The organism is Bacillus sp. I-2 (assembly GCF_001974945.1).
Classification (GTDB): Bacteria; Bacillota; Bacilli; order Bacillales; family Bacillaceae; genus Bacillus; species Bacillus safensis.
The window spans coordinates 107,686-133,176 of record NZ_LZRW01000046.1; the positions used below are offsets into that span (position 1 = coordinate 107,686).

The 25,491-nt window shown below is 40.6% G+C and carries 33 protein-coding genes; 9 read left to right on the forward strand and 24 right to left on the reverse strand.

Translation table 11 applies throughout. The annotated features are described in order from the left end of the window. The first annotated feature begins 6 nt into the window (after positions 1-6). On the forward strand, positions 7-672 hold the full coding sequence (locus tag BAE31_RS18455; RefSeq protein ID WP_076841098.1) for a DUF4397 domain-containing protein: 666 nt from the start codon (positions 7-9) through the stop codon (positions 670-672). Between the two features lie 32 nt (positions 673-704). Here the strand turns inward: BAE31_RS18455 and ypmT are convergent, their stop codons facing one another. The 7 genes from ypmT to ilvA all read right to left on the reverse strand — a co-directional run bounded on the left by ypmT (position 705) and on the right by ilvA (position 5,535). Further along, complete coding sequence (gene ypmT / locus BAE31_RS18460) at positions 705-902, reverse strand: protein YpmT (protein ID WP_024422723.1); 198 nt, start codon at positions 900-902, stop codon at positions 705-707. Positions 903-926: 24 nt separating this feature from the next. After that, positions 927-1,493 (reverse strand): YpmS family protein, encoded by a 567-nt coding sequence (locus tag BAE31_RS18465; RefSeq protein WP_024422724.1) that lies wholly within the window; start codon positions 1,491-1,493, stop codon positions 927-929. A 10-nt stretch (positions 1,494-1,503) separates the two neighbouring features. After that, complete coding sequence (locus tag BAE31_RS18470; protein WP_076841099.1) at positions 1,504-2,265, reverse strand: SGNH/GDSL hydrolase family protein; 762 nt, start codon at positions 2,263-2,265, stop codon at positions 1,504-1,506. A gap of 69 nt (positions 2,266-2,334) precedes the next feature. Next, positions 2,335-2,925 carry an SCO family protein gene (locus BAE31_RS18475; RefSeq protein WP_041109536.1) on the reverse strand — a complete coding sequence of 197 codons (591 nt, stop codon included), beginning with the start codon at positions 2,923-2,925 and terminating at the stop codon, positions 2,335-2,337. A 23-nt stretch (positions 2,926-2,948) separates the two neighbouring features. Beyond that, positions 2,949-3,791: a DegV family protein gene (locus BAE31_RS18480; protein WP_024422727.1), complete on the reverse strand. Its 843-nt coding sequence runs from the start codon at positions 3,789-3,791 to the stop codon at positions 2,949-2,951. Between the two features lie 187 nt (positions 3,792-3,978). Next, entirely contained in the window at positions 3,979-4,230 is a 252-nt protein-coding gene (locus BAE31_RS18485; protein ID WP_076841082.1) for a YpmP family protein, read from the reverse strand. A 36-nt stretch (positions 4,231-4,266) separates the two neighbouring features. Then, the gene (gene ilvA, locus BAE31_RS18490; protein ID WP_025093104.1) at positions 4,267-5,535 is read right to left on the reverse strand and encodes a threonine ammonia-lyase IlvA; all 1,269 of its coding nucleotides are present in this window, start codon (positions 5,533-5,535) and stop codon (positions 4,267-4,269) included. A 181-nt stretch (positions 5,536-5,716) separates the two neighbouring features. Between ilvA and BAE31_RS18495 the strand changes: the two genes are divergently transcribed. Next, positions 5,717-6,685, forward strand: a complete 969-nt coding sequence (locus BAE31_RS18495) for a sigma 54-interacting transcriptional regulator (protein ID WP_076841083.1) — start codon at positions 5,717-5,719, stop codon at positions 6,683-6,685. A gap of 14 nt (positions 6,686-6,699) precedes the next feature. Then, complete coding sequence (trhA, locus tag BAE31_RS18500; protein WP_024428144.1) at positions 6,700-7,338, forward strand: PAQR family membrane homeostasis protein TrhA; 639 nt, start codon at positions 6,700-6,702, stop codon at positions 7,336-7,338. 37 nt (positions 7,339-7,375) lie between these two features. Here trhA and BAE31_RS18505 read toward each other — a convergent pair whose 3' ends face one another. From BAE31_RS18505 to BAE31_RS18560, 12 genes are all read right to left on the reverse strand, one after another. Beyond that, the gene (locus BAE31_RS18505; RefSeq protein ID WP_076841084.1) at positions 7,376-7,999 is read right to left on the reverse strand and encodes a lysophospholipid acyltransferase family protein; all 624 of its coding nucleotides are present in this window, start codon (positions 7,997-7,999) and stop codon (positions 7,376-7,378) included. Positions 8,000-8,018: 19 nt separating this feature from the next. Next, on the reverse strand, positions 8,019-8,504 hold the full coding sequence (gene folA, locus BAE31_RS18510) for a type 3 dihydrofolate reductase (RefSeq protein WP_041109543.1): 486 nt from the start codon (positions 8,502-8,504) through the stop codon (positions 8,019-8,021). Beyond that, positions 8,501-9,295 carry a thymidylate synthase gene (locus tag BAE31_RS18515; RefSeq protein WP_024422734.1) on the reverse strand — a complete coding sequence of 265 codons (795 nt, stop codon included), beginning with the start codon at positions 9,293-9,295 and terminating at the stop codon, positions 8,501-8,503. Before BAE31_RS18515 ends, folA begins: the two co-directional genes overlap by 4 nt. Positions 9,296-9,398: 103 nt before the next feature. Further along, the gene (locus BAE31_RS18520) at positions 9,399-9,926 is read right to left on the reverse strand and encodes a phosphatidylglycerophosphatase A family protein (protein WP_024428140.1); all 528 of its coding nucleotides are present in this window, start codon (positions 9,924-9,926) and stop codon (positions 9,399-9,401) included. Positions 9,927-9,944: 18 nt separating this feature from the next. Beyond that, positions 9,945-10,562 carry a YpjP family protein gene (locus BAE31_RS18525; protein ID WP_076841085.1) on the reverse strand — a complete coding sequence of 206 codons (618 nt, stop codon included), beginning with the start codon at positions 10,560-10,562 and terminating at the stop codon, positions 9,945-9,947. A gap of 297 nt (positions 10,563-10,859) precedes the next feature. After that, on the reverse strand, positions 10,860-11,648 hold the full coding sequence (locus BAE31_RS18530) for a class I SAM-dependent methyltransferase (RefSeq protein ID WP_041109546.1): 789 nt from the start codon (positions 11,646-11,648) through the stop codon (positions 10,860-10,862). Positions 11,649-11,714: 66 nt separating this feature from the next. Beyond that, positions 11,715-12,149, reverse strand: coding sequence for a BrxA/BrxB family bacilliredoxin (locus BAE31_RS18535; protein WP_024422738.1), 435 nt, complete (start codon positions 12,147-12,149; stop codon positions 11,715-11,717). A gap of 81 nt (positions 12,150-12,230) precedes the next feature. Beyond that, on the reverse strand, positions 12,231-13,907 hold the full coding sequence (ilvD, locus tag BAE31_RS18540; RefSeq protein ID WP_024422739.1) for a dihydroxy-acid dehydratase: 1,677 nt from the start codon (positions 13,905-13,907) through the stop codon (positions 12,231-12,233). Between the two features lie 307 nt (positions 13,908-14,214). After that, entirely contained in the window at positions 14,215-15,351 is a 1,137-nt protein-coding gene (locus BAE31_RS18545; protein ID WP_034280519.1) for a conserved virulence factor C family protein, read from the reverse strand. 30 nt (positions 15,352-15,381) lie between these two features. Next, the gene (locus BAE31_RS18550; RefSeq protein WP_242056736.1) at positions 15,382-15,993 is read right to left on the reverse strand and encodes an HD domain-containing protein; all 612 of its coding nucleotides are present in this window, start codon (positions 15,991-15,993) and stop codon (positions 15,382-15,384) included. A 13-nt stretch (positions 15,994-16,006) separates the two neighbouring features. Continuing rightward, positions 16,007-16,489 carry a glutathione peroxidase gene (locus BAE31_RS18555; protein ID WP_041109551.1) on the reverse strand — a complete coding sequence of 161 codons (483 nt, stop codon included), beginning with the start codon at positions 16,487-16,489 and terminating at the stop codon, positions 16,007-16,009. A 74-nt stretch (positions 16,490-16,563) separates the two neighbouring features. Then, entirely contained in the window at positions 16,564-18,246 is a 1,683-nt protein-coding gene (locus BAE31_RS18560; RefSeq protein ID WP_076841086.1) for a formate--tetrahydrofolate ligase, read from the reverse strand. Positions 18,247-18,385: 139 nt separating this feature from the next. Here BAE31_RS18560 and metA point away from each other — a divergent pair, with 139 nt between their 5' ends. Next, a complete protein-coding gene (gene metA / locus BAE31_RS18565; protein ID WP_024428133.1) occupies positions 18,386-19,294 on the forward strand; it encodes a homoserine O-acetyltransferase MetA in 909 nt (302 codons plus the stop codon). Positions 19,295-19,522: 228 nt separating this feature from the next. Then, positions 19,523-20,674: a diglucosyl diacylglycerol synthase gene (locus tag BAE31_RS18570; RefSeq protein WP_041109555.1), complete on the forward strand. Its 1,152-nt coding sequence runs from the start codon at positions 19,523-19,525 to the stop codon at positions 20,672-20,674. 33 nt (positions 20,675-20,707) lie between these two features. Here the strand turns inward: BAE31_RS18570 and BAE31_RS18575 are convergent, their stop codons facing one another. Continuing rightward, positions 20,708-21,409, reverse strand: a complete 702-nt coding sequence (locus BAE31_RS18575) for an AIM24 family protein (protein WP_024422745.1) — start codon at positions 21,407-21,409, stop codon at positions 20,708-20,710. A 261-nt stretch (positions 21,410-21,670) separates the two neighbouring features. Here BAE31_RS18575 and cspD point away from each other — a divergent pair, with 261 nt between their 5' ends. Next, entirely contained in the window at positions 21,671-21,871 is a 201-nt protein-coding gene (cspD, locus tag BAE31_RS18585) for a cold-shock protein CspD (protein WP_024422747.1), read from the forward strand. A gap of 51 nt (positions 21,872-21,922) precedes the next feature. Here cspD and BAE31_RS18590 read toward each other — a convergent pair whose 3' ends face one another. The 3 genes from BAE31_RS18590 to BAE31_RS18600 all read right to left on the reverse strand — a co-directional run bounded on the left by BAE31_RS18590 (position 21,923) and on the right by BAE31_RS18600 (position 23,133). Next, positions 21,923-22,105, reverse strand: coding sequence for a hypothetical protein (locus BAE31_RS18590; protein WP_008346368.1), 183 nt, complete (start codon positions 22,103-22,105; stop codon positions 21,923-21,925). 172 nt (positions 22,106-22,277) lie between these two features. After that, complete coding sequence (locus BAE31_RS18595; protein WP_024422748.1) at positions 22,278-22,460, reverse strand: zinc-finger domain-containing protein; 183 nt, start codon at positions 22,458-22,460, stop codon at positions 22,278-22,280. Position 22,461: 1 nt separating this feature from the next. Continuing rightward, entirely contained in the window at positions 22,462-23,133 is a 672-nt protein-coding gene (locus BAE31_RS18600) for a ribonuclease H family protein (RefSeq protein ID WP_041109557.1), read from the reverse strand. A gap of 94 nt (positions 23,134-23,227) precedes the next feature. On the opposite strand from BAE31_RS18600, the gene BAE31_RS18605 reads away from it, so the two are divergent. From BAE31_RS18605 to BAE31_RS18615, 3 genes are read left to right on the forward strand one after another with little or no spacing between them, the layout of a single operon-like run. After that, a complete protein-coding gene (locus tag BAE31_RS18605; protein ID WP_024422750.1) occupies positions 23,228-23,917 on the forward strand; it encodes a queuosine precursor transporter in 690 nt (229 codons plus the stop codon). 1 nt (position 23,918) lies between these two features. Beyond that, entirely contained in the window at positions 23,919-24,314 is a 396-nt protein-coding gene (locus BAE31_RS18610) for a reverse transcriptase-like protein (RefSeq protein WP_041109559.1), read from the forward strand. 42 nt (positions 24,315-24,356) lie between these two features. Next, entirely contained in the window at positions 24,357-24,482 is a 126-nt protein-coding gene (locus tag BAE31_RS18615) for a hypothetical protein (protein ID WP_003215584.1), read from the forward strand. A 19-nt stretch (positions 24,483-24,501) separates the two neighbouring features. On the opposite strand, the gene BAE31_RS18620 is transcribed toward BAE31_RS18615, so the two are convergent. Then, positions 24,502-25,389 carry a 5'-3' exonuclease gene (locus tag BAE31_RS18620; protein WP_024428128.1) on the reverse strand — a complete coding sequence of 296 codons (888 nt, stop codon included), beginning with the start codon at positions 25,387-25,389 and terminating at the stop codon, positions 24,502-24,504. Between the last annotated feature and the right edge of the window lie 102 nt (positions 25,390-25,491).

Genomic DNA, 25,491 nt, shown 5'->3' on the forward strand with positions numbered 1-25,491 from the left:
GATGACATGCAGCAGCTCTTTTATCATGACTTTCCATATCGGACATTCGCTGACACCTACGAGCATCTTCAAAGCAGCCCTTCATCAAAAGCCTTTATTCGATTATTTCACGCTGCACCAGATCTCAGTGAGCTCGCTGTTTATGTGAACCGGAAGCAGGTAATGAAACCAATGCCTTACAGCCATTTGACCGCTTATATGGAGTGGGATGAGGGAATGTATGAAATAGAAGTGTTCAAACTGGCTACAAATGAGAGAATTCTTCATTCCCGCATTCGCTTTAAGAGCGGCGAGGTCTACACATTATGTATCACAGGTGCCCGTGCAGGCTTTGCACTCTTGACTGAGCAGCAGGCTGCTTTGATCAAACAAGAAGACCTCTCAGCACTTACATTTGTACAGCTGTCTCCGGACCTTCCTTCTATAGATATATATGAACGAGACCAAGGGGTTATATCGAAGGAGCTTGATTATGTAAACAGCACCCACATTCATCATTTCTCCCCAAATAAATATCATTTTGAATTGAAAGCCGCCGGCACTCAAAGTGTACTGCTTGATATCCCAAAAGTTCATCTGCAAACAAAGTGTGCATACCTGATTCTGCTTCATGGTTTTGCGAACGGAGAACCTGAACTTATGGCAAAGGTGGTCTTGTCTCGCCAACTATAAAAAAGAGCCTTTCCTAAAATGGAAAAGGCTCCTTACGAGACATCTTCAGCTTTTTCTTGCTTTTGAAAATCAAAAGCAAGAATCATCGTGCCAAGAAATAATGCACAGTAGGCAATATTTAAGTAAAACTGATCGATATTTTCTGCTTTTAAAGCATTGGCAGCTGTTATGCCGAAGTACGCAGCAAATAAAAACGACAGTAAACTAAAATATTGATAGACTCGCTTCATGATTTCACTCCTGACTCACACGTTCTATTGCTTTGGATGATAATATGAAAATTCAATTTCATCGTTCTGTAGATCAATTTTGTTTGCTTTCACATACATATCATTCGTCAGCGGCATTTCTGAAAGACGCACTTCAACCGTTTTTTGATCCGGTTTTACATGAACGAACTCTGGCAGCTCATAGAACTGACCCATGTAGCTTAAAACAAAACTAATCGGAATGCTCAATTGTCCAATTGAAAAGTCATCCACTTTCAAAAGCACATCACCATTATCTTCAACAGTTGGCGTAAATGAGACGTTTGCATCAATCGTTGAAGAGAAAGCTTTAATTGCGCCTGTTACTTTCACATCTTGATCGATTGCTACATGAAAGTCTGGCATATCATTTGATCCTTGATTTTTCAAATAATCATTCACAAAGCTGGTGAGTGATTCCTTTGAGCTGGATATATTAAAAGCATATTCGCTTTTCACTTCTTTGGTTGAAGCGGATTGACCGCCTGGCAGCAGCATCAAAATACCGCAGCCAATCACAATCAATAGATTGATTGCAAGTAAAATAAAAAATAAGCTTTTCCATTTTTTCATCTGTTTCACCCTATTCCTTCGGCAGTCCTTCTTTTTTCACTTCGGAGAATAAACGATTTGCCATAAGAGAGTACCCCTTTTGGTTTGGGTGGAAATCATCTTCTGCCAGTAATTTTTCATCAGAACCTTCTTCAAATAAATCTGCTACATTGACCATATCCGCATTGCCGTCTTTTTTGAGTTCCTTTTTGGCAGCGGCATTCCAGTCTTGAACGACTTCATCAATATCTCGCAGCTCAGACAAACTGAATTTAAAAGGATTGTACATGCTGACATACATGATTTTCGCATGATCATTCTGTTCTCTCAGTTGAGCAAGAATGGTTTTAAAGCGCTCTTCAAAAGGACCCTGCTCTTTTTGAAAAGGAGCAAACGTCAAATTAAGCACATTTTGACGGACAACATGCATGAGATCATTCCCGCCGATCGTAAAGAAAATATAGTCAGCGTCTTTCAGTCCGTCCTGCACCTTTTTTTCTTTTAATCTTTTTAATAAATCTACTGTTCTACTGCCTTTAATGGCATAGTTTTTTAATGTGACAGACTGCACGCCTTCCACTGCTTCTATCTTGTCACGGGTCATGCCTGCATAGCCTTTTTTATCTTGATCTCCGATTCCTTCTGTTAAAGAATCTCCAACCGCTACGATGGTAATATGTTCTTTTACTTTTGGTGTGTCTTCTAGTTTATCCTTTATGCCAGCCTCTTGCGCGGAACATGCAGAAAGAACAAAAGCTAGAGACATCACAATCAAAATCAAACGAGCCTTCAAACGATGATGTCCCTCCTTTTTCTGATTAAAAAAGTGTATCATGTTTTCGCCCATTTGAACATCCTTATGCTAGCTTCGGTTCAGCGTTTTGATGTCCTTGATGATGTCATCATAAGGTGTGTTTTGCACCCCATCATAGTTTTTCATCACTTTCCCATCTTGATTGACAAGAAAAAACAGGGACTGATGAATCACTTGGTCTTCATCTTCAGGTTTTTTTACAATGGTTTTAAAACTTTTCATTGCGAATTTTTCAATTTCTGACTGTGAATACCCAGTGAGAAAATCCCAATTTTTAAAGGACAATGGATAGGCTTTTGCAAATTCCTTTAGCTTTTTAGGTGAATCGACCTCTGGGTCCACGCTAAAGGAAATAATATGCGCATCCAATTTTTCTTCTTTTAACCGTTTTTGCAGCTCTGTCATATGAGCAGTCATCGGCGGACAAATCGTTTCACAGCTTGTGAAAATAAAATCAGCTACCCATACTTTCCCCTTCAAATCATCCAATGACACCTTTTGGCCATCTTGATTTTCAAACTCAAACGGCTCTATTTGATAATTTAAAGCATCCTTGATTTGCCCATTTGAACATGAGACTAAAAGAAGCACGCTTATCATCATAAGCGCACTAAGTAAGGCTCCCCTTTTTCTATACATGATATGTCCATCCCCTTTTTCTATCAATCGGTATAAAAAGTAAAGCCTATTGCGCCCTTTCCAGTATGACACGAAATAATCGGTGTTGTGTAGGCGATGTCAATCAGTGCTTCAGGTGTGTGATCAAGCAGCGCTTTTTTTAGCTTTTCAGCGAGTTCTAATGCATCAGCATGTGCTATCCCAATGGCTTGAACTGTTTTTCCCTTCACCGCCTGTACATACTGTTTTGTCAGATGGCGGACAAGCGCAGAGTAGCTTCTCACATTTGCTTCTGGCGTATATACCCCGTCTGTTAAGCTGGCAATTGGTTTGATGTGAAGAAGTGAGCCGATCAGCGCCTTTCCTCTTCCAATTCTGCCGCCTTTGACGAGATTTTCTAATGTATCGATCGTGACATATAGCTTTGTTTGATGACGGATTTTATCTAATTCTGTGATAATATCTTCACGGCTTGCACCCTTTTTGGCTAGTTCTGCTGCTTTGATGACTTGAAATCCTAATCCATAGGAAATAAAATTCGAATCAATCACCGTGATATTTCCATCTACCATTTTCGAAGCGCTTTCAGCAGTTTGAACAGTACCACTCATTCCACCAGTTAAATGGATACTGATCACTTCGCTTCCATCTGCCGTCAGCTTTTCATATAATTCGACAAATTGACCGATCGCAGGTTGAGACGTTTTCGGCAGTTCCTCAGCGGCCTCCATTTTTTCAATAAATTCATCTGGCTGTATATTCACTCGGTCAATATAATCAACTCCAGAAATGGAGATATTGAGCGGAATCACGTGAATGGAAAGATCATTGATTTTTTCTTGCGGAAGGTCCACAGTTGAATCTGTTACAATTTTAATTTGTTTCACTATCGTCTCATCCTTGCTGTCTTAGTCTTTACTTATGATATTACCTTATTTCCTGCACACTTGAAAACAACTGACCTAACGTTTTTGAAATTGTCACATTTTCTTCATGTCACGAAAAAAATCCTTGCCAAACTGAGCAGCGGCCATTTCAAAATGGCTGCTTACCCCTTTTGACAAAGATTCCTGCTTACGCATTGTGTTTCAGTGTAGGCTCCTGATAGATCTGTTCATATGTGCTCCACTTGACGTTACGTTTCACATCCTCTCTGAAAGAGTACACAGCTCTCTTTCCTTTAGATACATAGACTTTTTTCAAGAAAGCTTCAAGTCTAAAGGTGAGCATGAAACAATACGTCTCATCTCCCTTTAGAACAGGGACTTCTGTTACCTTGATCTGAGCTCCATCCATCCGTCTAAAACATATTGTTTTGAGCAGCACAAACGATCAATCCTCTTTTCCAATTATCTGTTAAGCCTAAATAAATAGGTGGAATAAATCTTGATCTTTATTCACTTCAACATAGTGGAAGCCTTTTTTATCCATCCGCTCAATCAGCGCTGCATAGTCATCTCTTTCTTTCAATTCGATGCCGACTAGCGCAGGACCTTTGCTTCGGTTATTCTTTTTCGTATATTCAAAGCGTGAGATATCGTCATTTGGCCCTAATACTTCATCTAAAAATTCCCGAAGCGCTCCTGCTCTTTGCGGAAAATTGACAATAAAGTAATGTTGAAGCCCTTCATAGATCATCGAGCGTTCTTTGATTTCCTGCATTCTGCCGATGTCATTATTTCCTCCACTGACAATACAGACAACATTTTTCCCTTTGATCTCCTCGCGATGGGCATCTAATGCTGCGATCGGCAATGCGCCAGCCGGTTCTGCTACAATCGCACATTGATTATACAGCTCTAAAATCGTTGTACATACTTTCCCTTCTGGTACAAGACTGATTTTATCGACAACAGACTGAAGCGATGTAAACGTCTTTTCGCCAATCCGCTGAACCGCTGCTCCGTCTACAAACTTATCAATCGAATCAAGTGTCACAACCTCGCCCTTCTCATGTGAGGCATGCAGTGAAGCTGCGCCAAGCGGTTCGACTGCAATGATTTCGGTTTCTGGTGAGATATTTTTGATATATGTACCAACACCAGATAACAGACCTCCACCTCCGACACTTGCAAATAAAAAGTGAGGCTCCACTTCGATATCATTTAAGATTTCGACAGCAGTCGTTCCTTGTCCTGCCATCACATCCAGATCATCAAACGGATGGATAAATTCGCGCTTCTCTTCATCTCCGCATTTTACGGCTTCATGATACGAATCATCAAACGTATCTCCGGTTAAGATAATTTCAACATATTCTTTTCCGAACAGCTCCACTTGTGATACTTTTTGCCTTGGCGTCGTAGCAGGCATAAAGATTTTCCCATGGATGCCTAAATATTTACAAGAATAGGCAACACCCTGCGCGTGATTTCCAGCACTTGCACAGACAATGCCATTTTCTAGTTTATCTTTTGGAAGCTGGCTCATTTTATTAAAAGCGCCTCTTAATTTAAAGGAACGAACTACTTGAAGATCCTCTCTTTTTAAGTAGACATTGCATTCATATCGTTCAGAAAGTCGCTCATTTTTTTGAAGTGGTGTATGAATGACTACATCCTTCAAATTTTGATGGGCTTTTAAGATGTCTTTCACTTGAATTAGCGTATTTTCTTTGAGCAACGGTTTCATGTACAAGATCCTTTCTCTTTAACCTTATTTAATTTGTCATTATAACATGAATATTCAAAAAATAAACCAATAGATCATCGATCCATCATAAATTTTATAAACTTTTTCGTTTTCCTGTACATTTGTTTTAATTGGGTGTTACAATTGAACCAATTAGAACCATAAAGAAAGGAATCACCCAATGGCCACTCAATCATTCGCGTCTATCTATGGAGATCATCAAGATATCAAGCATGCAATTCATCTGGCAAAACAATTTTCGAAAAACGAACAGCCGGTCTTGATAACAGGAGACATCGGCACAGGCAAAACGCTATTCGCCCAAGAAATGGCGAACGTATCTGTTCCACACGCATCACTGACACACATGTATTGTCCCATCTTGAATGAAGAAACCTTACAGAAAGCCTTCACAGAAAAAAACAATCAAATTCTTTATTTAGATGAAATCGGTGCATTAAGTATTTCTATGCAGCACCAGGTCATTCACTTTCTAGAAACGTCACCTGCAACAAAAGTAATCGCTTCTTCGTCTTTATCAATAGAGGCACTCAGGGTTTCTTCTACCTTTTTACCCGAGCTGTTTTATCGTCTGAATGTTCTTCATTTGGCCCTTCCAGCTTTAGCCGAACGAAAAACAGATATTCCTGTGTTAACAAATGCTTTCTTTCAAAAGCTGAACATGGCACCTGATATTGATCCAAGTGTTTGGGAAGCCTTGCAGCTGTATCCATTTGAAGGAAATGTCCAAGAACTCAAAAATATCGTTCATTACGCTGCGTCCATACTCGAAGGCCACACGGTATTTTTACATCATTTACCGCCCTTTGTGTTAGCACCTCTTCCCTCAGTCGTGAAAGGTAAAAAGGAAGAACACCAGCTCACACTAATGGAAAAACAAGAGTTTGTTTTCTTGCTGGAAGCCATTAAATCTCTCAATGAAAAAGGAGAAGCAGCCAGCAGGCGCATCTTGTCTGAATTAAGCAAACAAGGAGACATCCCGCTGACCCCTCAGCAGGTGCGAAACCGCTTAGATGATCTTGAGAAAAAAGCATACGTGACGAAAGGAAAAGGCAGGGCCGGAACGAAGATTACACTTGAAGGTCTTTCATTCCTGAAGTCGCTTGATGGTTATATACCGGTTCAATAAAAGGAGGACATCCATTGTTTACTGTAAAAGAAGAAATTGCAAACGCCATTACACATGGCATTGGTGTTATTTTATCCATTCCAGCTATTGTGTTTCTCGTCTTATTCGCTGTTCAATACGGCACCGTCACAGACATTATCAGTTTTTCGATATTTGGTGCATCCATGCTGCTGCTCTATTTAAGCTCAACCCTGCTTCATAGCATTCGGCACAAAAAAACAAAAGATATTTTTGAAATCCTCGACCACTCGGCTATTTATGTATTGATTGCTGGTACATATACACCCTTTTTACTTGGACCACTAAAAGGTGCACTGGGTTATACGCTCCTTGCGATTGTATGGGCGCTTGCTGCTGGTGGGATTGTCTTTAAAATCTTTTTCGTCAAACGCTTTATTATCGTATCTACCCTTGTCTATTTATTGATGGGCTGGATGATCATCATTGCCATCAAACCGCTTTATATCCAATTAACAGGTGCAGGTTTTGGACTCTTGCTGTTAGGCGGTATATTATATTCAGTCGGAACCATCTTTTATATTTGGCGAAAAATCCCCTATCATCATGCGATTTGGCACAGCTTTGTTCTCGGCGGCAGCGCCTCGATGTTCTTCTGTATTTTATTCTATTGCGTAAACATTCCTGCTGCATGAAAAAAACCAGCATCCACTATTCGGATGCTGGTTTTTTCTATGCACGTTTTTGTGCGTAATCACTAATCATGACAGGAGCTTTAATATGAATATCGACATTAACAGGACGCAGTCTTTTCACGATCTTCCCAGTTAAAAGACGATCCGTTCCGCTAGTTTCAATTGGTACAAGCGGACAATCGTATTCTTCAGCAAGTGCTTCTGCAATGTGACGATACGCTTCTGAAAGCAATAGACTCTGCCCAGACATGATTCTTCCCTTTGCTTCTTCTAATAAGACCTCATCCGTTTGATTCTGATGGATAACCGCCATTTTTTTCAGCCATTGTTTTAAAATCGGATACCGAAAGAGCTTCGGCTTTGCCATAAAAGCAAATGGCTTCTCAAGGTGACCAATCAATAATGTCGTCGTGACTGGATTCAGCTCTTTTGTGACATAAATAACCGGGCCATCTGGCAGCTTCTTTTGCTGATGAATGGTCATGACTGATCCTGATTGATCAATACATCCCCGGGAAAACCTTTTTGCATGCTCATGAATGAGATGCATTCGTTTCGTATAGGAAATGCGTGGATCCGTTAATTCATGATCGTACAAATGCCTCATACTTTTTAAAAAGGATACAACAACATAAATCGTTAAAAACCAATAACGAAACAACCGTACTCCTCCTACTCACTTATCCTTTTTTGTCATAGACGACAAATTCATAATTGTAGGGGTTCTTTTCGTCACGATGGCCTTTTTCGCGTGATACAATCGTCCATTCATCTTCATTGTAATACGGGAAATAGCGGTCTCCTTCAAACGCATGGTGAATGTGCGTGATATAGAGACGATCCGCATATGGCATCATTTCTTCATACAGCTTAGACCCGCCAATGATAAATAGCTCTGTCTCGCTTTCCGCAATTGCCAAAATGTCAGCAATTGAATGAACAACCTCGCATCCTTCTGCTTTAAAAGAAGAACTTGTGGTCAGCACAATGTTTCGGCGGTTAGGCAGCGCTCGTCCAATCGATTCAAAGGTTTTTCTGCCCATGACAATCGTATGACCGCCTGTGACTTTTTTAAAATACGCTAAATCTGCTGGTAAATGCCAAGGCATTTGATTATCTTGACCAATGACTCTATCTTCTCCTGTCGCCGCAATCATGGAAATCATACACTGACTTCTCCTTTAATATGCGGATGCGGATCATAGTTCTCAAGCACAAAATCATCAAAGGTAAAATCAAAAATGCTTTTTACATCTCTTGTAATACGAAGCGTAGGAAGCGTGCGTTCCTCGCGCTCTAGCTGCATTTTCACCTGTGGAAGATGATTTTGGTAAATATGAGCATCTCCGAGTGTATGAATAAACTCTCCTGGCTCAAGATTTGTGACTTTGGCAATCATCATCGTTAGAAGAGCATATGAAGCGATATTAAATGGCACGCCTAAAAAGATATCTGCCGATCTTTGATATAGCTGGCAGGAAAGCTTCCCGTTTGATACGTAAAATTGAAACAGACAATGACAAGGAGGCAGCGCCATTTGATCAATTTCCCCCGGGTTCCAAGCACTGACGATCAGTCGTCTTGAATTCGGGTTGTGCTCAATATCATGAATCAGCTTTGCGATCTGATCCACTGTCTCGCCGTCTCCGCTCGCCCATGATCTCCACTGTGCACCGTACACACGGCCCAGCTCTCCATTTTCATCTGCCCATTCGTTCCAAATCCGGACACCATTTTCTTGAAGATATTTGACATTTGTATCACCTTTTAAAAACCAAAGCAACTCATGAATGATTGATTTCAGGTGTAATTTCTTTGTGGTTAAAAGAGGAAACCCTTCCTGTAAATCAAATCTCATCTGGTAACCGAACGTGCTGATTGTACCTGTACCCGTTCTGTCACCTTTTTCATCCCCGTGCTGTAATACATGACGGCATAACTCTTTGTATTGTTTCATTTTTTTCATCCTTTATTTATGTTCTTGTTGTAGTTTACCTTATTTCAGCTTTTCTTGAAACCAAAAAAACATGCCTGCATGATGAGCAGACATGTTTTTCTTTTTATGCTTGATTCACTCGTTCCTGCTCTTCATCCTTAATATCTTGGTGTGAGTGAGCAATCCGGCTTGCAGCTGCTGCGGCAAGTGCAGCGACTAGGTCATCAAGGAAAGTATGCACTTCCCCTGGACGGCCTTCATCTAATTCACGAATAATACCAAATTTCTCTTTATCTAAATAACCGAAGTTGGTCAAACCAATTGATCCATATACATTGACAATGGAAAGCGGAATAATCTCATCAATTCCATATAGCGGCTCATCTGTTTCAACTAAGTGCTGTAAAGGTTCTGGCAAAAGCTTTTTTTCTGCCAGCTGATCAAGGGCAAGTCCTGTTAAAACTGCATGGACAATTTCTCTTTTATTCAGCACTTTTTCAACATTTTCAATACAGACACTAAGTGGAAGGTTTGGATGATATTTTTCTTGGAGCTTCAGCACAATGTGTGCGATATCTTCAATTTTCACTCCGCGATCGTTTAACATTTGTTTTGTAATCTGCACCATTTCGTTCATTGTATATTTTTTCAATTGGCATGACATCTCCTTCTAGTGGCTCATCCAGCTCGGCGGGGTGTTTTTGTCCCAGTAAATATTACCGAGTTCATGATGCGTCTGGAATCCATCTTCTGCTGTATGGTAATGAAAGTTAAACCAATATCCGCTGTGAGGCGGCTGATCTCTTCTGACATGAAAACGGAGCAAATCTTCTCCGGTCTTGCGGTTGTAAATGTGGAAGATTTTTTCGCCATTTCCGCTTGAAGGCTGATCAGTTATCACAACATCTTGAAATTTTTCGTCATCTTTGAAATTTGTTAAATAGTCGGTTAACACTTGTTCAATCTTCGGCTGAATCTCTTCTCTGTACTCGTCCTCAATGACAGGTGTGATTTTACGGCCAAATTTGAGAAAGGATTGATTTTCTGCACTTGACAGCACCTCTTGCTTATATTGCTCAAAGGGGTCTATCTGCTCTTTGCTTTCCTCTTGCGTTAGTTCCCAGCTGCGCAATTCATCTGATGTATCATAAACAGCTGTATAAGGCGTTTGATCAGATGAAGAAAGTTCAGAGGGCTTGTCTGTCATCAAAGCCGACGGAGGAGAGACTAAACCAAAAGTTGCAATCGTAAAGAGCACAACAAGCGTTTTTCTCATCCACATCTTCATGATATCTAATTCCTTCCATAAGTTATCATACTGCTATTCTAGCATATAATGAATTTTCAGTCATTCAATTTGGTCACCGATTTGAGACTTTCTTTTTTATAATAAAACGTTTACAATGGCAGTAAGGGCGACTAAAATTTGGGAGGAATGGGTATGCTTGAAGGGTTTTTTATTACGGCTTCCTTGCTGACATTATTTTATTTTGTCTATATGGAGATTACAGATTAAAAGCCCTGAATAAGGGCTTTTTTAGATGATTGACAGGAATTAAAAAGAATTGTCTGCACACCTGAACCTTTAGCGAGGGCTTTTTTCTTTCTCAATATATCCATAATGAAATTGGGCGGTTTTTCGTTTTAAAACGTGAAATTGATAGGAGTCTGCTAGAAATCGGGTACTTTTCCAATGATCTTTTAAAACCACTCTTTTTCTCGCCACTCTCAGTGCTTCTTGGACGGCTGTTTCGTGGTCAAAGTGGTGCTCTGCCGCATGACGGAGCGGTGCGATACTTGCAGATTCTTGAATCGTCTCCTCAAACATCGGGTCAAAATAGACGACATCAAATGATTCATCAGAGAGCTTTTTTAGCTGCTCGATACTGTCTCCACTTACAACAGATATCCGCTTCATCGCTTCATCGGCCTCTCTTACTCCTGTCTCCCATGTATTTAGACCTTCTCGCACTAGCAATGCTGTCATCGGATTCTTTTCGATACCGACGACCCTTCCATCCGTACCTACTCGTAGGCTTGCTGTAATGGCATCTGATCCTAAGCCAAGCGTACAATCTAAAAAGGAATCGCCCGGCTGAAGCTGCGTGGCTTCGATTAAAGGATCCTTTTCTCCGCGCATGAGCCGCTTCACCCTGAACATCGCTGAGCTTGGATGGAAGAAGAACTTTTCACCATTTGGCTGATACCATTCGAATCTTTCTTTCCCCACAACAAGGACGTCTCCTCGTTTCATCGCAAGCTGCTTGACGGATTGTTTGCGCCTTTCTACATACTCACCATGTAAATCCTCTGCAAGGGCTTTTGCTGTTTCAATTGTTTGTTCATTTGCTCTAAAGCTTGTTGTGATAAGCATGCGGTTCCTCCATCATGATCAAGAAAAAATGCCCTGATTTGATCACAGGACATTTCAACATGTGTATTAGCAATGTTTTTCGAATGCAGATAAGACGTTGTTCATGATGTCTTCCATTTCATGACCTTCAATTTCGTCACGCGGAATAAAATGAACGAGTTCATTTCCTTTTAAAAGTGCCATAGATGGAGACGATGGCTCTTCGCCTGTGAAGTATTCTCTCATTTTTGCCGTTGCTTCCCTGTCCTGACCAGCAAAAACTGTGACAATTCGATCTGGTGTTTTTTCTGCCTTCATCACAGCTTGTGTAGCAGCTGGGCGTGCTAAGCCGGCAGCGCACCCGCATACAGAATTGACAACGACAAATGTCGTTCCTTCTGCTTCTTGCATCGTTTGTTCTACTTCTTCTTCCGTTGTTAGTTCTTGAAATCCTGCACTTGTCAGCTCTTGACGCATCGGTACAACGAGCTGGCGCATGTATTCTTCATATGCCATTGACATAAAAAAGCCCCCTCTATAATCCTTATGTTGTGAATAAAGGATACTATAGAGAGAGCCAATTTTCAAATGTTCGATATCAGATTAAATTTTCATGATTCCGCCTGTATTGGCTGATGTCACAAGTTTTGAATATCTAGCAAGATAACCCGTTTTTACTTTTGGCTCAAAGCCTTTCCAGTTTGCTTTTCTTCTTTCCCATTCTTCCTCTGGAACATCTACGCTTAAAATGCGCTGCTCGATATCGACAACGACATGGTCACCATTTTCAACAAAGGCAAGCGGGCCGCCCTCAGCTGCCTCTGGAGAGACGTGTCCAATAGACAATCCGCGAGAAGCGCCGGAAAAACGTCCGTCTGTAATTAAAGCAACCTTTGGTCCAAGACCCATGCCGACGATTTGTGAAGTAGGTGCAAGCATTTCAGGCATGCCAGGTCCGCCTTTAGGTCCTTCGTAGCGAATGATGACAACATGTCCTGCTTCTACTTTTCTATTAATGATACCTTCAAGGGCTTCTTCCTGGGATTCAAATACGATCGCAGGCCCCTCGTGGCGTGTGATCCCGTCTTGTACCCCGCCCGTTTTAATGATGGCTCCATCTGGCGCAAGGTTTCCAAATAAAACGGCTAAGCCGCCTTTTTCAGTAAATGGCTTGTCAATTGGATAAATGACGTTATAATCTTTTACCTCATGCCCCGCAATGTTCTCGCCAAGCGTTTTCGCAGTGACGGTCATTGTATCTAAATGAAGAGCTCCTTCTTTTTTAGACAATTCATTTAGTGCCGCTGTAACGCCGCCTGCTTCATGTAAATCCTCAATATAAACGTCTGAAGCTGGAGCAAGTTTCGATAAATGAGGCACACGTTCTGCTACCTCATTGATACGTTCAAGTGAATATTCAACACCTGCTTCATTCGCAATTGCCAATGTGTGAAGAACGGTATTGGTTGAACCACCAAGTGCCATATCTAATGCAAATGCATTATCAATTGCTTTTTCAGTGACAATATCCCGTGGTTTAATATCTTTTTTGATGAGCTCCATGAGTTGTTTTGCAGACTTCTTCGCAAATTCTCTTCGCTCTGGTGATGTCGCCAAAATCGTTCCATTTCCAGGAAGAGCAATCCCGAGTGCTTCCGCTAAACAGTTCATTGAGTTAGCTGTAAACATACCTGAACAAGATCCGCAGGTTGGACAGCCAAACTGCTCTAATTCATTTAATTCCTCTTCATTGATTTTACCTGACTGGTATGCACCAACGCCTTCAAACACAGAAGAAAGAGAAATTTTTCTGCCATCACTTGTTCTACCCGCTTCCATCGGTCCCCCGCTCACAAAGACAGTCGGGATATTCACGCGCATCGCTGCCATCATCATTCCTGGTGTGATTTTATCGCAGTTAGGAATACAAACCATTCCATCAAACCAATGAGCAGATACGACGGTTTCCACAGAGTCAGCAATGATTTCACGGCTTGGCAATGAATATCTCATCCCGATATGACCCATGGCAATTCCATCATCGACGCCAATCGTATTGAATTCAAATGGCACTCCGCCAGCTTCACGAATGGCTTCTTTCACAATCTTCCCGAATTCCTGAAGATGGACATGTCCTGGGACAATATCAATATAGGAATTACATACGGCAATAAATGGCTTGCCGAAATCCTCATCCTTTACCCCCGCCGCTCTTAGTAAGCTTCGGTGAGGTGCTCTGTCGATTCCCTGTTTAATCATATTACTGCGTAGTTCTGCCATCTGTTTAAAAAGCCTCCTATACTACAAGTCTTGTTGACTGCATGATTTTGAGTTGATTTTATTTTACAAATTTTCTGTTTATTTAGCCACCTATGAATGACCGATGACTAACATGGCTGCTGAAGCAAGCGCTCAGCAAGGTTCGTGTCATAAAATCTGACCTCCAATATTCTATATTGGTACTACTATATAGAGTTTTTTCGCATATTTCAACAATATTCAAAATAATTTTTCTAAAAAAATTTTTCTGTCTATCGTTTTTAGAAAAACAAGCTGCTTTTCATTGGCAGCTTGTTCATCTTTCTCATCATTCTGATGCATTCTTTCTACTTTCTGTCATTTGCTTCCACACAGAGCCTTTTGCTTCTTCTCCATGCTCAATGCGCTCAATCGCCATTTTCACTTGGAGACTGACTTCAAACTCAGGGTCTTGCTCTGCTTCTTTTAATGCTTCAAGTGCCGTTTCGTCCCCTTCTTCATAAAGGAACATAGCTGCACGCCAGCGGACAAGCTTACTCGGGTCCTTTAATGCTGCGATCATGGCTTCGATAGCACTTGGATCACCAAGGTCAGAAATACAGTCGCCAGCCGTTCTGCGGACCGTCACTGTTTTGTCTTCGAGCCCTTTATATAAAATAGGCAGAATGGCAGGATCTTCAATCATGCCAGCATTCACAACAGCTTGTCTGCGAATAGACGTTTTGGGATCCTCCATTGCTTTCATTAAAACAGGTATATCCTTTAGCTCTGGCTGCATTTGCTCTAAATGGGCAAAACGTTTTTTCCAATCTTCCTCTTGCAGCATGTCTTCTGTTACATCATATGCCTTTCGGTTCACCTGTCTATCTACAGCTTCCTGCCCTTCTTTAACCGCCTCTGTTAATCGAGCTAAACGCTCGTCATCATAGGCTGCTTGCAGCTCTTCTGTGACTTCCTGACCGATATCAGCAAATTCTCCAAAACGAACGCCGTGTTCTTTCCACACACGTTCAAACACGACATTGTCTGAGCTGCTTCTAAGCTTTAAAATGGCTGCTTGAAAACGTTCAGGCATGCCAAACCGCTCTTCTCTTTCACCGTCTGACAGTTTGACCTGCATTGGAATCCCATTAAACATTTGGACAAACACTTTCACTTCACCAAATGTGTCATCGCCTGACTGCGATCCTTCCTGAAGACCTTCTGTTTCTTGTCCAAAGGCTTCTCTGACCTGTTGTAAAATTCCCTGCCAGTCAAACTTTGCATTTCGCTCAACCGCTAAGAAATCTGCAACATGATAAACCCCTTTTACACCTTCAATGCTTAAAATACGCTTAATCATTTCTGGCGCTTCGTCTTTTTGATCCTTTTTGTAGTTGTTGCTTTTACCACCGGCAAGTGCTTCTGTCAAAATAACCTTCATGGTATTCGGACTTGGCGTTGGTTCTATTGCTGTTATTTTCATTGATATATCCTCCTTACATACATAAAGACCCTACTCATCTGTAAGGCCGCATTCTTCTTTCCACTTCTTGATAAATAAACTCATCAATTCATGCCGCTCATCAGCAAGCTGCTTTCCTGCATGAGTGTTCATCAAGTCTTTTAATTTGAGCAGTTTTTCTTCCATATGCTTTAGCACAGAGCCCTGCTGCGTGTCCTCTGTATAATGAGGCTCACCTGTTGCGCCAGCATACGTAAACACTCTAGCGATACCGCTTGCTCCTATCGCATCCAGCCTATCCGCATCTTGAACAATGGCCCCTTCTAACGTCATTGGCCTAAACTGCTTATGCCGATGACGAAAAGACATCGTTGTAATAATGTCCATGATATAGCGGACATCCCGCGTGTCCAATTCCCACAAAAGGAGCTGGTTCTCAAGCTGCTTTTCAGTGACCTTCCATTCACTTGACAGCTTTTCATCAATGACATCATGTACAATCGCCGCCATTTCGATGATAAAAAGAGAGCCGCCTTCCTGATTTGCAATACGAACGGCAAGCTGGCGCACACGAGCAACATGAGTCGCATCGTGTCCAGTCGGTTCATTCTTCAGCCTGTCTGAAACAAAGGAGGCAGCTGCCTCCAATTGTTTTCGCTGCATGACTGTCAGCATCTTATTTGTTAAGCAGAGCAATGATTGAGCTTTCTAATTCTTTTGGTGGTGTTTTCGGCGAGAATCGTTCAATAACTTCTCCGTCTTGGTCCACGATAAATTTTGTGAAATTCCATTTCACTGTTTTTGTCCCAAGCACACCTTTCGCTTCACTTGTTAAATGCTTGAACAGCGGGTGCGCCTCTTCGCCATTGACATCTACTTTCGCAAACATAGGGAAGGTCACTCCATAATTCAAAGAACAGAATTCTTGAATGGCTTCTTCTCCTTCTGGCTCTTGGTTCATAAATTGGTTACACGGAAATCCTAAAATTTCAAGGCCCTTTTCATGATATTGATCATATAGCTCTTGTAATTGTTTAAATTGAGGAGTCAGCCCACATTTGCTTGCTGTATTTACAATAATGAGCACTTTTCCTTTATAATCTGCCATCGATTGTTCCTGACCGTTAATGGTCTTGACCTGAATATCATAAATTGACATCTCATAGCCTCCTAGGATTCACTTTTTCCTATCGTAACATGCTTCTTTTAGAAAATCGCTTTTTATGCTCCCGTTTAAAAGAGTCCTGTCACACTGCCGTCTTCTAATAAATCCATTTCGAGAGCCGCAGGTTTTTTAGGTAAGCCAGGCATTGTCAAAATGCTTCCGGTTAAGGCTACTATAAACCCTGCTCCTACAGATGGTTTTAACTCTCGAATCGTAATGGTAAAGCCTTTAGGTCTGCCGATTAAAGCTGGATCATCCGAAAGAGAATATTGTGTTTTTGCCATACAAACCGGCAAATGAGCCCAGCCGTTTTCCTCAATGGCAGCCAGCTGCTTTCTTGCTTTAGTTGTGAGCGTGACCCCGTCTGCCCCGTAAACCACTTTGGCCACTTTAGATAACTTTCCTTCGATGGAATCGTTCTCTTCATACAAATAGGTAAAGTTGTTCTTTTTCTTTTCAATGAGTGCCGCTAGTTCCTCGGCAAGAGCTGTCCCGCCTTCGCCCCCTTCTTCCCATACATTCACGGCTTTGACTGGATGGCCATGTTTGCCGCACCAATCTTCTATCGCTTGAATCTCTTCTTTTGTATCCGTCATAAACCGGTTTACCGCGACGATATATGGAAGACCAAAAGCTTGCACGGTTTCAATATGCTTTTCTAAATTATGTATACCTTCTAATACGGCGTGTGCATTCTCTTCTTTGAGTTCGGTTTTCTTCATTCCGCCATGCATCTTTAATGCTCTCACTGTCGCCACAATGACAACTGCACCAGGTTTGAAATCACCAGCTCTTGTTTTAATGTGCAGGAACTTTTCTGCTCCAAGATCTGCTCCGAATCCAGCTTCTGTTACGACATAATCAGCTAATTTTGCTGCCATTTTGGTTGCAATTAAACTATTGCATCCATGTGCAATATTAGCAAAAGGACCGCCATGGACAAGGGCTGGGGTTCCTTCAATCGTTTGAACAAGGTTCGGTTTGAGTGCATCTTTTAAAAGTAACGTCAGAACACCTTCATATCCAAGTGCTCCCACAGTGACTGGCTCTCCTTCTTGATTATAGGCAACAACAATAGAAGAAAGACGTTTTTTTAAGTCGTTTAAGTCTTCTGCTAAACAGAGGATCGCCATCATTTCAGAAGCCACTGTAATATCAAATCCGTCTTCTCTAGGATACCCATTTAACTGACCGCCAAGTCCGACAACGACCTGTCTTAATGCACGATCGTTTAAATCAAGCACCCGCTTCCACACAATACGGCGCGTGTCGATGCCGAGTTCATTTCCGTGATGGATATGGTTATCAATAAATGCAGATAGGGCGTTATGTGCAGATGTAATGGCATGAAAATCTCCTGTGAAATGAAGATTGATTTCTTCCATTGGCAGCACCTGTGAATATCCTCCGCCCGCTGCTCCGCCTTTAATCCCCATTGTAGGACCTAATGATGGCTCACGCATCGCAATGATCGCTTTTTTGCCAATTTTTTCGAAGGCTTGACCAAGGCCGACAGTTACGGTGGATTTCCCCTCACCTGCTGGCGTAGGGTTAATCGAAGTGACAAGAATCACGTGTCCTTCTTTTTGTTTCTTTAAACGGTCAAAAATAGTCAAAGAAATTTTCGCTTTTGTGAAACCATAGCATTCTAATTCTTCGTCATGTATTTGCAGCTTTGCTGCGATGTCTTGAATCGGTCTCAGCTTAGCCTTTTGGGCAATGTCAATATCTGATAAATGCTTTGTGATCATAACAAAACGGCCTCCTTTTTTTACAGAAACAGCATTCTTTTTTGCTCTATTTTTCATTGTAACATAATTGAAACATTGAAATATCGCCAGAAAGTTCCTATAATGAAGTGAAATTAGCTTTGGTTCAGGGGGTGGCGAGTTGCCTATTAACATACCAGTTCATCTGCCGGCAAAACAAATACTAGAGAGCGAAAATATTTTCGTCATGGATGAGACAAGGGCATTCAAGCAAGATATCCGTCCTTTGAATATCGTGATCTTAAATTTAATGCCAAAAAAAATACAAACTGAAACGCAGCTGCTGAGAATGCTCGGAAATTCTCCTTTACAAGTGTACTTTACGTTTTTGATTCCAAGTACACATACACCGAAGAATACGTCGAGAGAGCATCTAGATGAATTTTATACGACCTTTGAATCGATTCGCCATAAAAAATTTGATGGAATGATCATCACTGGCGCACCAATCGAGCACTTACCTTTTGAAGAAGTTTCTTATTGGAAAGAACTGCAGGACATTTTGGACTGGAGTAAAACCAATGTGACGTCTACCCTTCATATTTGCTGGGGTGCACAGGCAGGTTTATATCACCATTACGGGATTGAAAAAATCAAGCTTCCCGAGAAAAAATTTGGCGTATTTGAGCATATTGTGAAAGAGAAAAAAGAAAGATTAGTCAGAGGTTTTGATGAAGTATACTATGTCCCACATTCTAGGCATACAGATATTAATACAGAACAATTAAAAAACACGCCGAATTTGAAAGTCTTGAGTATGTCTGAAGAAGCGGGTGTTTGTTTAATTGTTTCAGATGATGATAAACAAGTATTTTTAACTGGACATCCTGAATATGATACAGATACATTGATGCAGGAATATGAAAGAGATTTGTTGAAACATGATACAGTCCAAAAACCTGTCCACTATTTTATAGAAGATGGTGACACATTAATTCCAGTAAATCGCTGGAAAGCCCATGCAACCTTATTGTTTATGAATTGGCTTAATTATTATGTTTATCAAGAAACACCATACGTTTGGGAATAAAATAGACTGTGGTCTGATGATAAATCGTCAAAATGTGTTAAAATACAAATGGCTCTGTCTTCCATTATCAATTGAATCTGTTTGTTTTTTAAAATTAGTTTAATTCTTTCGTAACGAATGATATGCTCTAACTGTTTATATGTTATCTTTATGTATATGTAGACCTATGAGATTAATAGTTTTCGTACGAAGTTTTGTTGTTGTTGATTACATTTGAGGTGAATATTCTTGAATACCAATAAAAAAATATTAATCTTGACCGCAAATTATGGAAATGGACATATGCAGGTAGCAAAAACACTGTATGATGAATGCAAATCCCAAGGGTTTGAACATGTTGTAGTTTCTAATTTGTATCAAGAATCGAATCCCATTGTGTCAGAAGTGACTCAATATTTATACTTGAAGAGCTTTTCCATTGGGAAACAATTTTATCGCTTGTTTTATTACGGTGTAGATAAAATTTACAATAAACGCAAATTTAACATTTATTTAAAAATGGGAAATAAGCGTCTCGATGAATTAATTCAGTTACACAATCCGGACATCATCATTATTACATTCCCAATGATTGTGGTACCAGAATACCGAAACAAAACAGGTAAAGTGATTCCGACTTTTAATGTCATGACAGATTTTTGTCTCCATAAGATTTGGGTACATGAAAACATCGACCGATACTATGTTGCAACCGATTATGTGAAACAAAAATTAGTGGAAATCGGCACACATCCAAGCGATGTCAAGGTGACAGGTATTCCTATTAGACCACAGTTTGAAGCAGACGTGCCAAAATCGATGATCTATAAGAAATATGGATTATCATCAGATAAAAAAGTTCTTCTCATCATGGCCGGTGCTCACGGTGTACTAAAAAATGTGAAGGAATTATGTGAGGCGCTGCTTCTCGACAGTGAAGTACAAATTGTTGTTGTATGCGGAAAGAACGCCGCGCTGAAACAATCGCTTAGCGTTCTTGAACAAGCACACCCAGATCAATTGAAGGCGCTTGGATATGTGGAACAAATTGATGAATTGTTCAGAGTAACAGATTGTATGATTACAAAACCAGGCGGCATTACTTTAACAGAAGCAACTGCAATCGGTGTCCCGGTCATTCTTTACAAGCCTGTCCCTGGACAAGAAAAGGAAAATGCTCTTTTCTTTGAGGATTATGGCGCTGCCATTGTCATTAACAGACATGAAGACATTTTAGAATCTGTGACCAGCTTACTGCAGGATGAAGAAAAATTAGAAACAATGAAACAAAACATGAAAAAACTGCACTTAAAACAATCTTCCCAAACCATTTTGGAAGATATCGTCGAGCAGTCAGATCTCATCATGAATAACAAAACTTATGCTCGCGCATTATCATAAAAAGGTGTCCGTCATTGACGGACACCTTTTTCTTCACCCTTGATTTCCATTTGTTGTGTATACTTCTTCAAACGGCTGAACGACAACAAAGCCGCTTCCGGTAAACTTCATTTGAATGGACTCTCCGCTTCCCCTGCCAATAAAAGTTTTAAAGGAAACATCTGTCACAAATTCAGTTTTTAAATCCCCTGACCACGCAACAGTCGCATTCGGATCTGTATAAACAGAGTCACCCGGCTGAACAATGAGTGTCAGCGGCTCATAATGACTTGTGATTGCTACTAAGCCCGGCCCTTCTAATTTGACATTAAATAATCCACCTGCAAGCATGCCAGACACTTTTTTCATCAATTTGATATCCCAGCGGACAGATGGTTCAAACGCGAGCAGATCGTTTCCATTCACAAAAATGGATTCTCCTTGAGCCAAACGAAGAATCGAGATTTTTTTACCTTGATCTGCCACATATAATTTCCCATCACCTGTCGCCTTCATTAGTGAGGTGCCTTCTCCTGAGAGCATTTTTTTGAACATTTTTGAGACGCCGTGCTCAAAAACACCTTCACGTTCAAATTTGATTTTCCCTCGATAGGAAACCATGGAACCCGTTTTTGCCCAAATCGTGTCAGTCAAATTAATTTCTAAAAGTCTTGATGTTTCAAGTTCGAAGACACCTTCTCCTTTATCTTCTTGCTGCGTATTCTGAACAAATTCTTCAAGTGTATAACGATTCATGATTGCACCTCTTTCTGTATTTTTTTTATATACGGACAAGCTGCACGTGAGGTTCCGAAAAGAACGTTTTATATTTCACTGTTATTCACCAAAAAACAAAAAAATCAAACATTCTGCTCAAAATTTGGCTCGCCTGCTTGACGCTTTACTTTTGATGGTGTATAGTGGAACCATCATTTAACAACTGCAAAGTCGTTAGGTGATGAAAATTTTTTTTAGTATGCCAAAAGGTGTGCTACAGTACTAGGAGGAAAAAGCAATATGCAAAACGGTAAAGTAAAATGGTTCAATAATGAAAAAGGTTTCGGCTTCATTGAAGTTGAAGGCGGAGACGATGTATTCGTTCACTTCACAGCTATCGAAGGTGACGGCTACAAGTCTTTAGAAGAAGGACAAGAAGTTTCTTTTGAAATCGTTGAAGGTAATCGTGGACCTCAAGCTGCAAACGTAACAAAACTTTAATCAACTAAATCAATGATGAAACGACAAAATAAAGAGAGGCTTATGCCTCTCTTATTTGATTTTCAGCTGAATTTCAATGGCTAAAATATTTTGTTTCAGTCGTTGTTCAATTTCAGAAATATCTTTTTCGAGAAAAGGTCTTCCCTTCTTTGCTACATCTACTAGCTGCTCTAGATCGCTGTATACCTCTTGAAATGTTCGATGTAATACCGTTTCGAAATCCTTATTATCCATGCCGGCCTTCCCCTTTTCCTCTATTATCCGTCACTTAGTCAAAAAGTAACTCAACCAAAACTTTCTATAGTTATATCGGCTCATTTTTCAGAATATGTTCTTTTTTTACACATTCTATCCGTTTTTTTTCATGAGCGGATGTTTGAGCAGGGAAAACCGGGGCGGCAGCCGCTTACTTTTTAAGCAGCGTCTGTCCGTATTCTTTTATTTTCTCTCCTACTGTGCATTGCTGAATACAAAAGGAGTGGGCGTATTTTTTTCCATATTCTTTTCGAAAGTGCTTCTTAATCAAACAATCTGAACAATACGTGTCTTGGAGATCCGTCAATTCTTGTACTGCTGTTTTTTTATCCACATTATTCAGCTCCGTCTGCTTCTAATTTCAATTTACTTTCAATTGGAACGTCTGCAAGCATCTGCCTTGCAAGCTGATCCGCTTCTGCATTTTGTTTACGATCGATGACTTCATAGGTTGGCGTTAGCCTCAGCTCTTTTAAAGCCTCTTCAATCCGGTCGAGCCATTTGTTATGTATATCATCATAACAAGGCCATTCTCCTTTTAATTGATTCATGACAACAAGTGAATCGCCTCTAATCGTGACAGAATTTCTGCTTGCTCCAAGGTCTTTTAAAGCTTTGACTGCCTCAAATAAAGCCGCATACTCTGCTTCATTATTGGTGATTCCTTTGAAGGGCTGATTTTTTCTCAAACGATAAGCATCTTCTCCGAGCTTATAGTAGACGACAACCCCAAGACCAGAGTCGCCTGTTTCTTTGTGAAAACTTGCATCAAAATAGACCTGAAGCTGATCAGGTTCAAGCTTTAGTTCTTCATTTAGCTTTTCAAGTTCTTTAATAGACCACATCGCCCCTTTTTCATCTTCAAATGATAGGAGGGACTGTGGTTCTTTTTTATCGATATGTTTGGCTAAAATCAAGGCCTCTTCTAGCTCCATCCAATCTTCTTGGAAAAAAGCAATGGACCCAATCGATTTCACTTTCATTGTATAGTGTGCTCTTAATTTCATTGATCACATCGCCTTCCCGTGCTTTTAAGGTAAACATACGTTATGCTATAATCAAAAAGTTACATTTTACAATGAGAAAGGAAGTTCATGTCACTTGTTTAATGAAGGTATTTGGATCTTATTTGCGATCATTAATTTTATCATTGTTCTTCTATTTTATAAAGGATTTGGCAAGATGGGCCTTTTCGTCTGGATTGGCTTTGCGACGGTTGCTGCAAATTTACAAGTGGTCAAAACCGTTGAATTGTTTGGCTTAACAGCAACACTTGGAAACATTTTATACGGCAGTGTATTCTTTGCAACGGACGTATTGAATGAAAAATATGGACAAAATGAAGCGAGAAAAGCTGTCTGGATTGGTTTTGCCACCCTTTTAACACTAACCGTTGTCATGCAGGAGGCTTTACTTTTCCATCCCGCTCCATCTGACATTTCTCAAACATCGCTGGAAACCATATTTGGCTTTATGCCAAGGGTCGCTCTTGGCAGTCTTGCTGCTTATATCATCAGTCAAATGTTAGATGTTTATGTATATTCGTTTATTCGCCGGATATTTCCTTCTGATGGTGCGCTCTGGGTGCGCAACGCTGGAAGTACGATGATCAGCCAGCTGCTTGATACACTGATCTTCACAACGATTGCCTTTCTTGGGACCTATCCATTTCATGTATGGATCGAAATCTTCATCACGACTTATGTGATTAAATTTATCGTCGCCGCGATTGCGACACCATACGCGTATGCAGCGAAAAAAATGGTTCCGCTTGATGAAAGGGTGAAATAAATTGCCAGCTGAAATATACATTGATGGTGCTAGCGCAGGTAATCCGGGTCCTTCTGGCATCGGTATTTTCATTAAATATGATGGAAAGGCAGAATCTTTCTCGATTCCTCTTGGATCAATGAGCAATCACGAAGCAGAATTTTCCGCTCTCATTGAAGGGATGAAAATCTGCGTAGAAAAAGGACTGCGATCCGTTTCGTTTCGAACAGATTCACAGGTAGTTGACCGTGCGGCCAATGCAGGATTTGCTAAAAATCCAGCCTTTCAGCATTTTATAAAAGAGATGATCGAGCTTCAAAGCCAGTTTGATTTATTTTTCATTAAGTGGATTCCAAGCAAGGAAAATCAAGTAGCTGATCAGCTCGCTAGAAAAGCGATTCACCTTTCTAAAGGATGAATCGCTTTTTTTCGGTTATGCTAATGTATGAGGTGATACTGATTGGATAAAGAAAATAAAGGTCGTGTCACAAATGGGACAACCCCTCAAGGTGATGCGCAAACAAAAGATAAGCAACCACTATCTCAGCTCGAAAATAGAGCGAAGAAAAGCAACACAAAAAGATGAATTTAGAGATCAGCTTAGCTTAGCTGATCTCTATTTTACTTAACCGATTTACCATCGGTTCAATTCCTTTGATTTGATGGTATCGCAGCATGGCAGCAGCCCGTTCTTGATTGATGTTCACCTTCGTCTCATCAATTGGACAGCTCAGCGGGACATCACATTTGATCTCTGCCAATAGACGGGAAAGCTTCAAATCTTCTAATCCTGCTTGCATTTTCTTTTGCTGCGCAGCCGTTAGTTCATGAACATTTTCTAATAATCCGTCAATGGTTTGATATGTTTGAATAAATTTTAATGCTGTTTTTTCTCCGATTCCTTTGACGCCTGGGTAATTGTCACTTGAATCCCCCATAAGTGCTTTCATATCGATCAGCGCCTTTGGAGAGATACCCATTTCCTCTTCAAATAAGGCTTTTGTATAATGTTTATAGTTCCCGATTCCTTTTTGCATTAAAGCAACCGTCACTTGTTCATTCAATATCTGCAGCAAATCTCTGTCCCCAGTTAGGACAGTCACACGTGCTTCATTCTGATAGACTGCCGCCAGCGTGCCGATACAATCATCTGCCTCAAAGCCCTTTATACCAACGTTTACAATTCCTAGTTCTTCTGTCGCTTCTTTTGCTAAATCGAATTGCGGAATGAGCTCGACAGGTGCCTCTCCTCGATTTGCTTTATAATCTTGAAACAATTCATTTCGGTATGTTTGGCTTCCCATATCCCAGCAGCAAACAATATGGGTTGGCTCAAATGTCTGAACAGCGGTTAATAAATGCTTCAAATAGCCATTTACTCCATTCGTCGGGACACCGTGATCATTTATCATAAAATTTCGATGGACAGCCGTTGCATAAAACGATCTGAATAGAAGCGCCATGCCATCAACAAGCAATACGTGTTTATTCATTCTTATAAACTCCCTTTTTCAAAACAATACTCCTATTCTATCATAGAACATAGAATTCGACATAAAAAAGGCGCCTTCTTCTTTTGGAAAAGAAGTGGCACC

What these genes read in the sequence shown, in the direction of transcription:
- BAE31_RS18455 (WP_076841098.1), top strand. Translation starts at nt 7, where the DNA reads ATGCAGCAGCTCTTTTATCATGACTTTCCATATCGGACATTCGCTGAC.
- ypmT (WP_024422723.1), bottom strand. Translation starts at nt 902, where the DNA reads ATGAAGCGAGTCTATCAATATTTTAGTTTACTGTCGTTTTTATTTGCT.
- BAE31_RS18465 (WP_024422724.1), bottom strand. Translation starts at nt 1,493, where the DNA reads ATGAAAAAATGGAAAAGCTTATTTTTTATTTTACTTGCAATCAATCTA.
- BAE31_RS18475 (WP_041109536.1), bottom strand. Translation starts at nt 2,925, where the DNA reads ATGTATAGAAAAAGGGGAGCCTTACTTAGTGCGCTTATGATGATAAGC.
- ilvA (WP_025093104.1), bottom strand. Translation starts at nt 5,535, where the DNA reads ATGAAACCGTTGCTCAAAGAAAATACGCTAATTCAAGTGAAAGACATC.
- BAE31_RS18495 (WP_076841083.1), top strand. Translation starts at nt 5,717, where the DNA reads ATGGCCACTCAATCATTCGCGTCTATCTATGGAGATCATCAAGATATC.
- folA (WP_041109543.1), bottom strand. Translation starts at nt 8,504, where the DNA reads ATGATTTCCATGATTGCGGCGACAGGAGAAGATAGAGTCATTGGTCAA.
- BAE31_RS18515 (WP_024422734.1), bottom strand. Translation starts at nt 9,295, where the DNA reads ATGAAACAATACAAAGAGTTATGCCGTCATGTATTACAGCACGGGGAT.
- BAE31_RS18525 (WP_076841085.1), bottom strand. Translation starts at nt 10,562, where the DNA reads ATGAAGATGTGGATGAGAAAAACGCTTGTTGTGCTCTTTACGATTGCA.
- BAE31_RS18530 (WP_041109546.1), bottom strand. Translation starts at nt 11,648, where the DNA reads ATGCTTATCACAACAAGCTTTAGAGCAAATGAACAAACAATTGAAACA.
- BAE31_RS18535 (WP_024422738.1), bottom strand. Translation starts at nt 12,149, where the DNA reads ATGTCAATGGCATATGAAGAATACATGCGCCAGCTCGTTGTACCGATG.
- ilvD (WP_024422739.1), bottom strand. Translation starts at nt 13,907, where the DNA reads ATGGCAGAACTACGCAGTAATATGATTAAACAGGGAATCGACAGAGCA.
- BAE31_RS18545 (WP_034280519.1), bottom strand. Translation starts at nt 15,351, where the DNA reads ATGAAAATAACAGCAATAGAACCAACGCCAAGTCCGAATACCATGAAG.
- BAE31_RS18550 (WP_242056736.1), bottom strand. Translation starts at nt 15,993, where the DNA reads ATGCAGCGAAAACAATTGGAGGCAGCTGCCTCCTTTGTTTCAGACAGG.
- BAE31_RS18555 (WP_041109551.1), bottom strand. Translation starts at nt 16,489, where the DNA reads ATGTCAATTTATGATATTCAGGTCAAGACCATTAACGGTCAGGAACAA.
- BAE31_RS18560 (WP_076841086.1), bottom strand. Translation starts at nt 18,246, where the DNA reads ATGATCACAAAGCATTTATCAGATATTGACATTGCCCAAAAGGCTAAG.
- BAE31_RS18575 (WP_024422745.1), bottom strand. Translation starts at nt 21,409, where the DNA reads ATGAATCGTTATACACTTGAAGAATTTGTTCAGAATACGCAGCAAGAA.
- cspD (WP_024422747.1), top strand. Translation starts at nt 21,671, where the DNA reads ATGCAAAACGGTAAAGTAAAATGGTTCAATAATGAAAAAGGTTTCGGC.
- BAE31_RS18590 (WP_008346368.1), bottom strand. Translation starts at nt 22,105, where the DNA reads ATGGATAATAAGGATTTCGAAACGGTATTACATCGAACATTTCAAGAG.
- BAE31_RS18600 (WP_041109557.1), bottom strand. Translation starts at nt 23,133, where the DNA reads ATGAAATTAAGAGCACACTATACAATGAAAGTGAAATCGATTGGGTCC.
- BAE31_RS18620 (WP_024428128.1), bottom strand. Translation starts at nt 25,389, where the DNA reads ATGAATAAACACGTATTGCTTGTTGATGGCATGGCGCTTCTATTCAGA.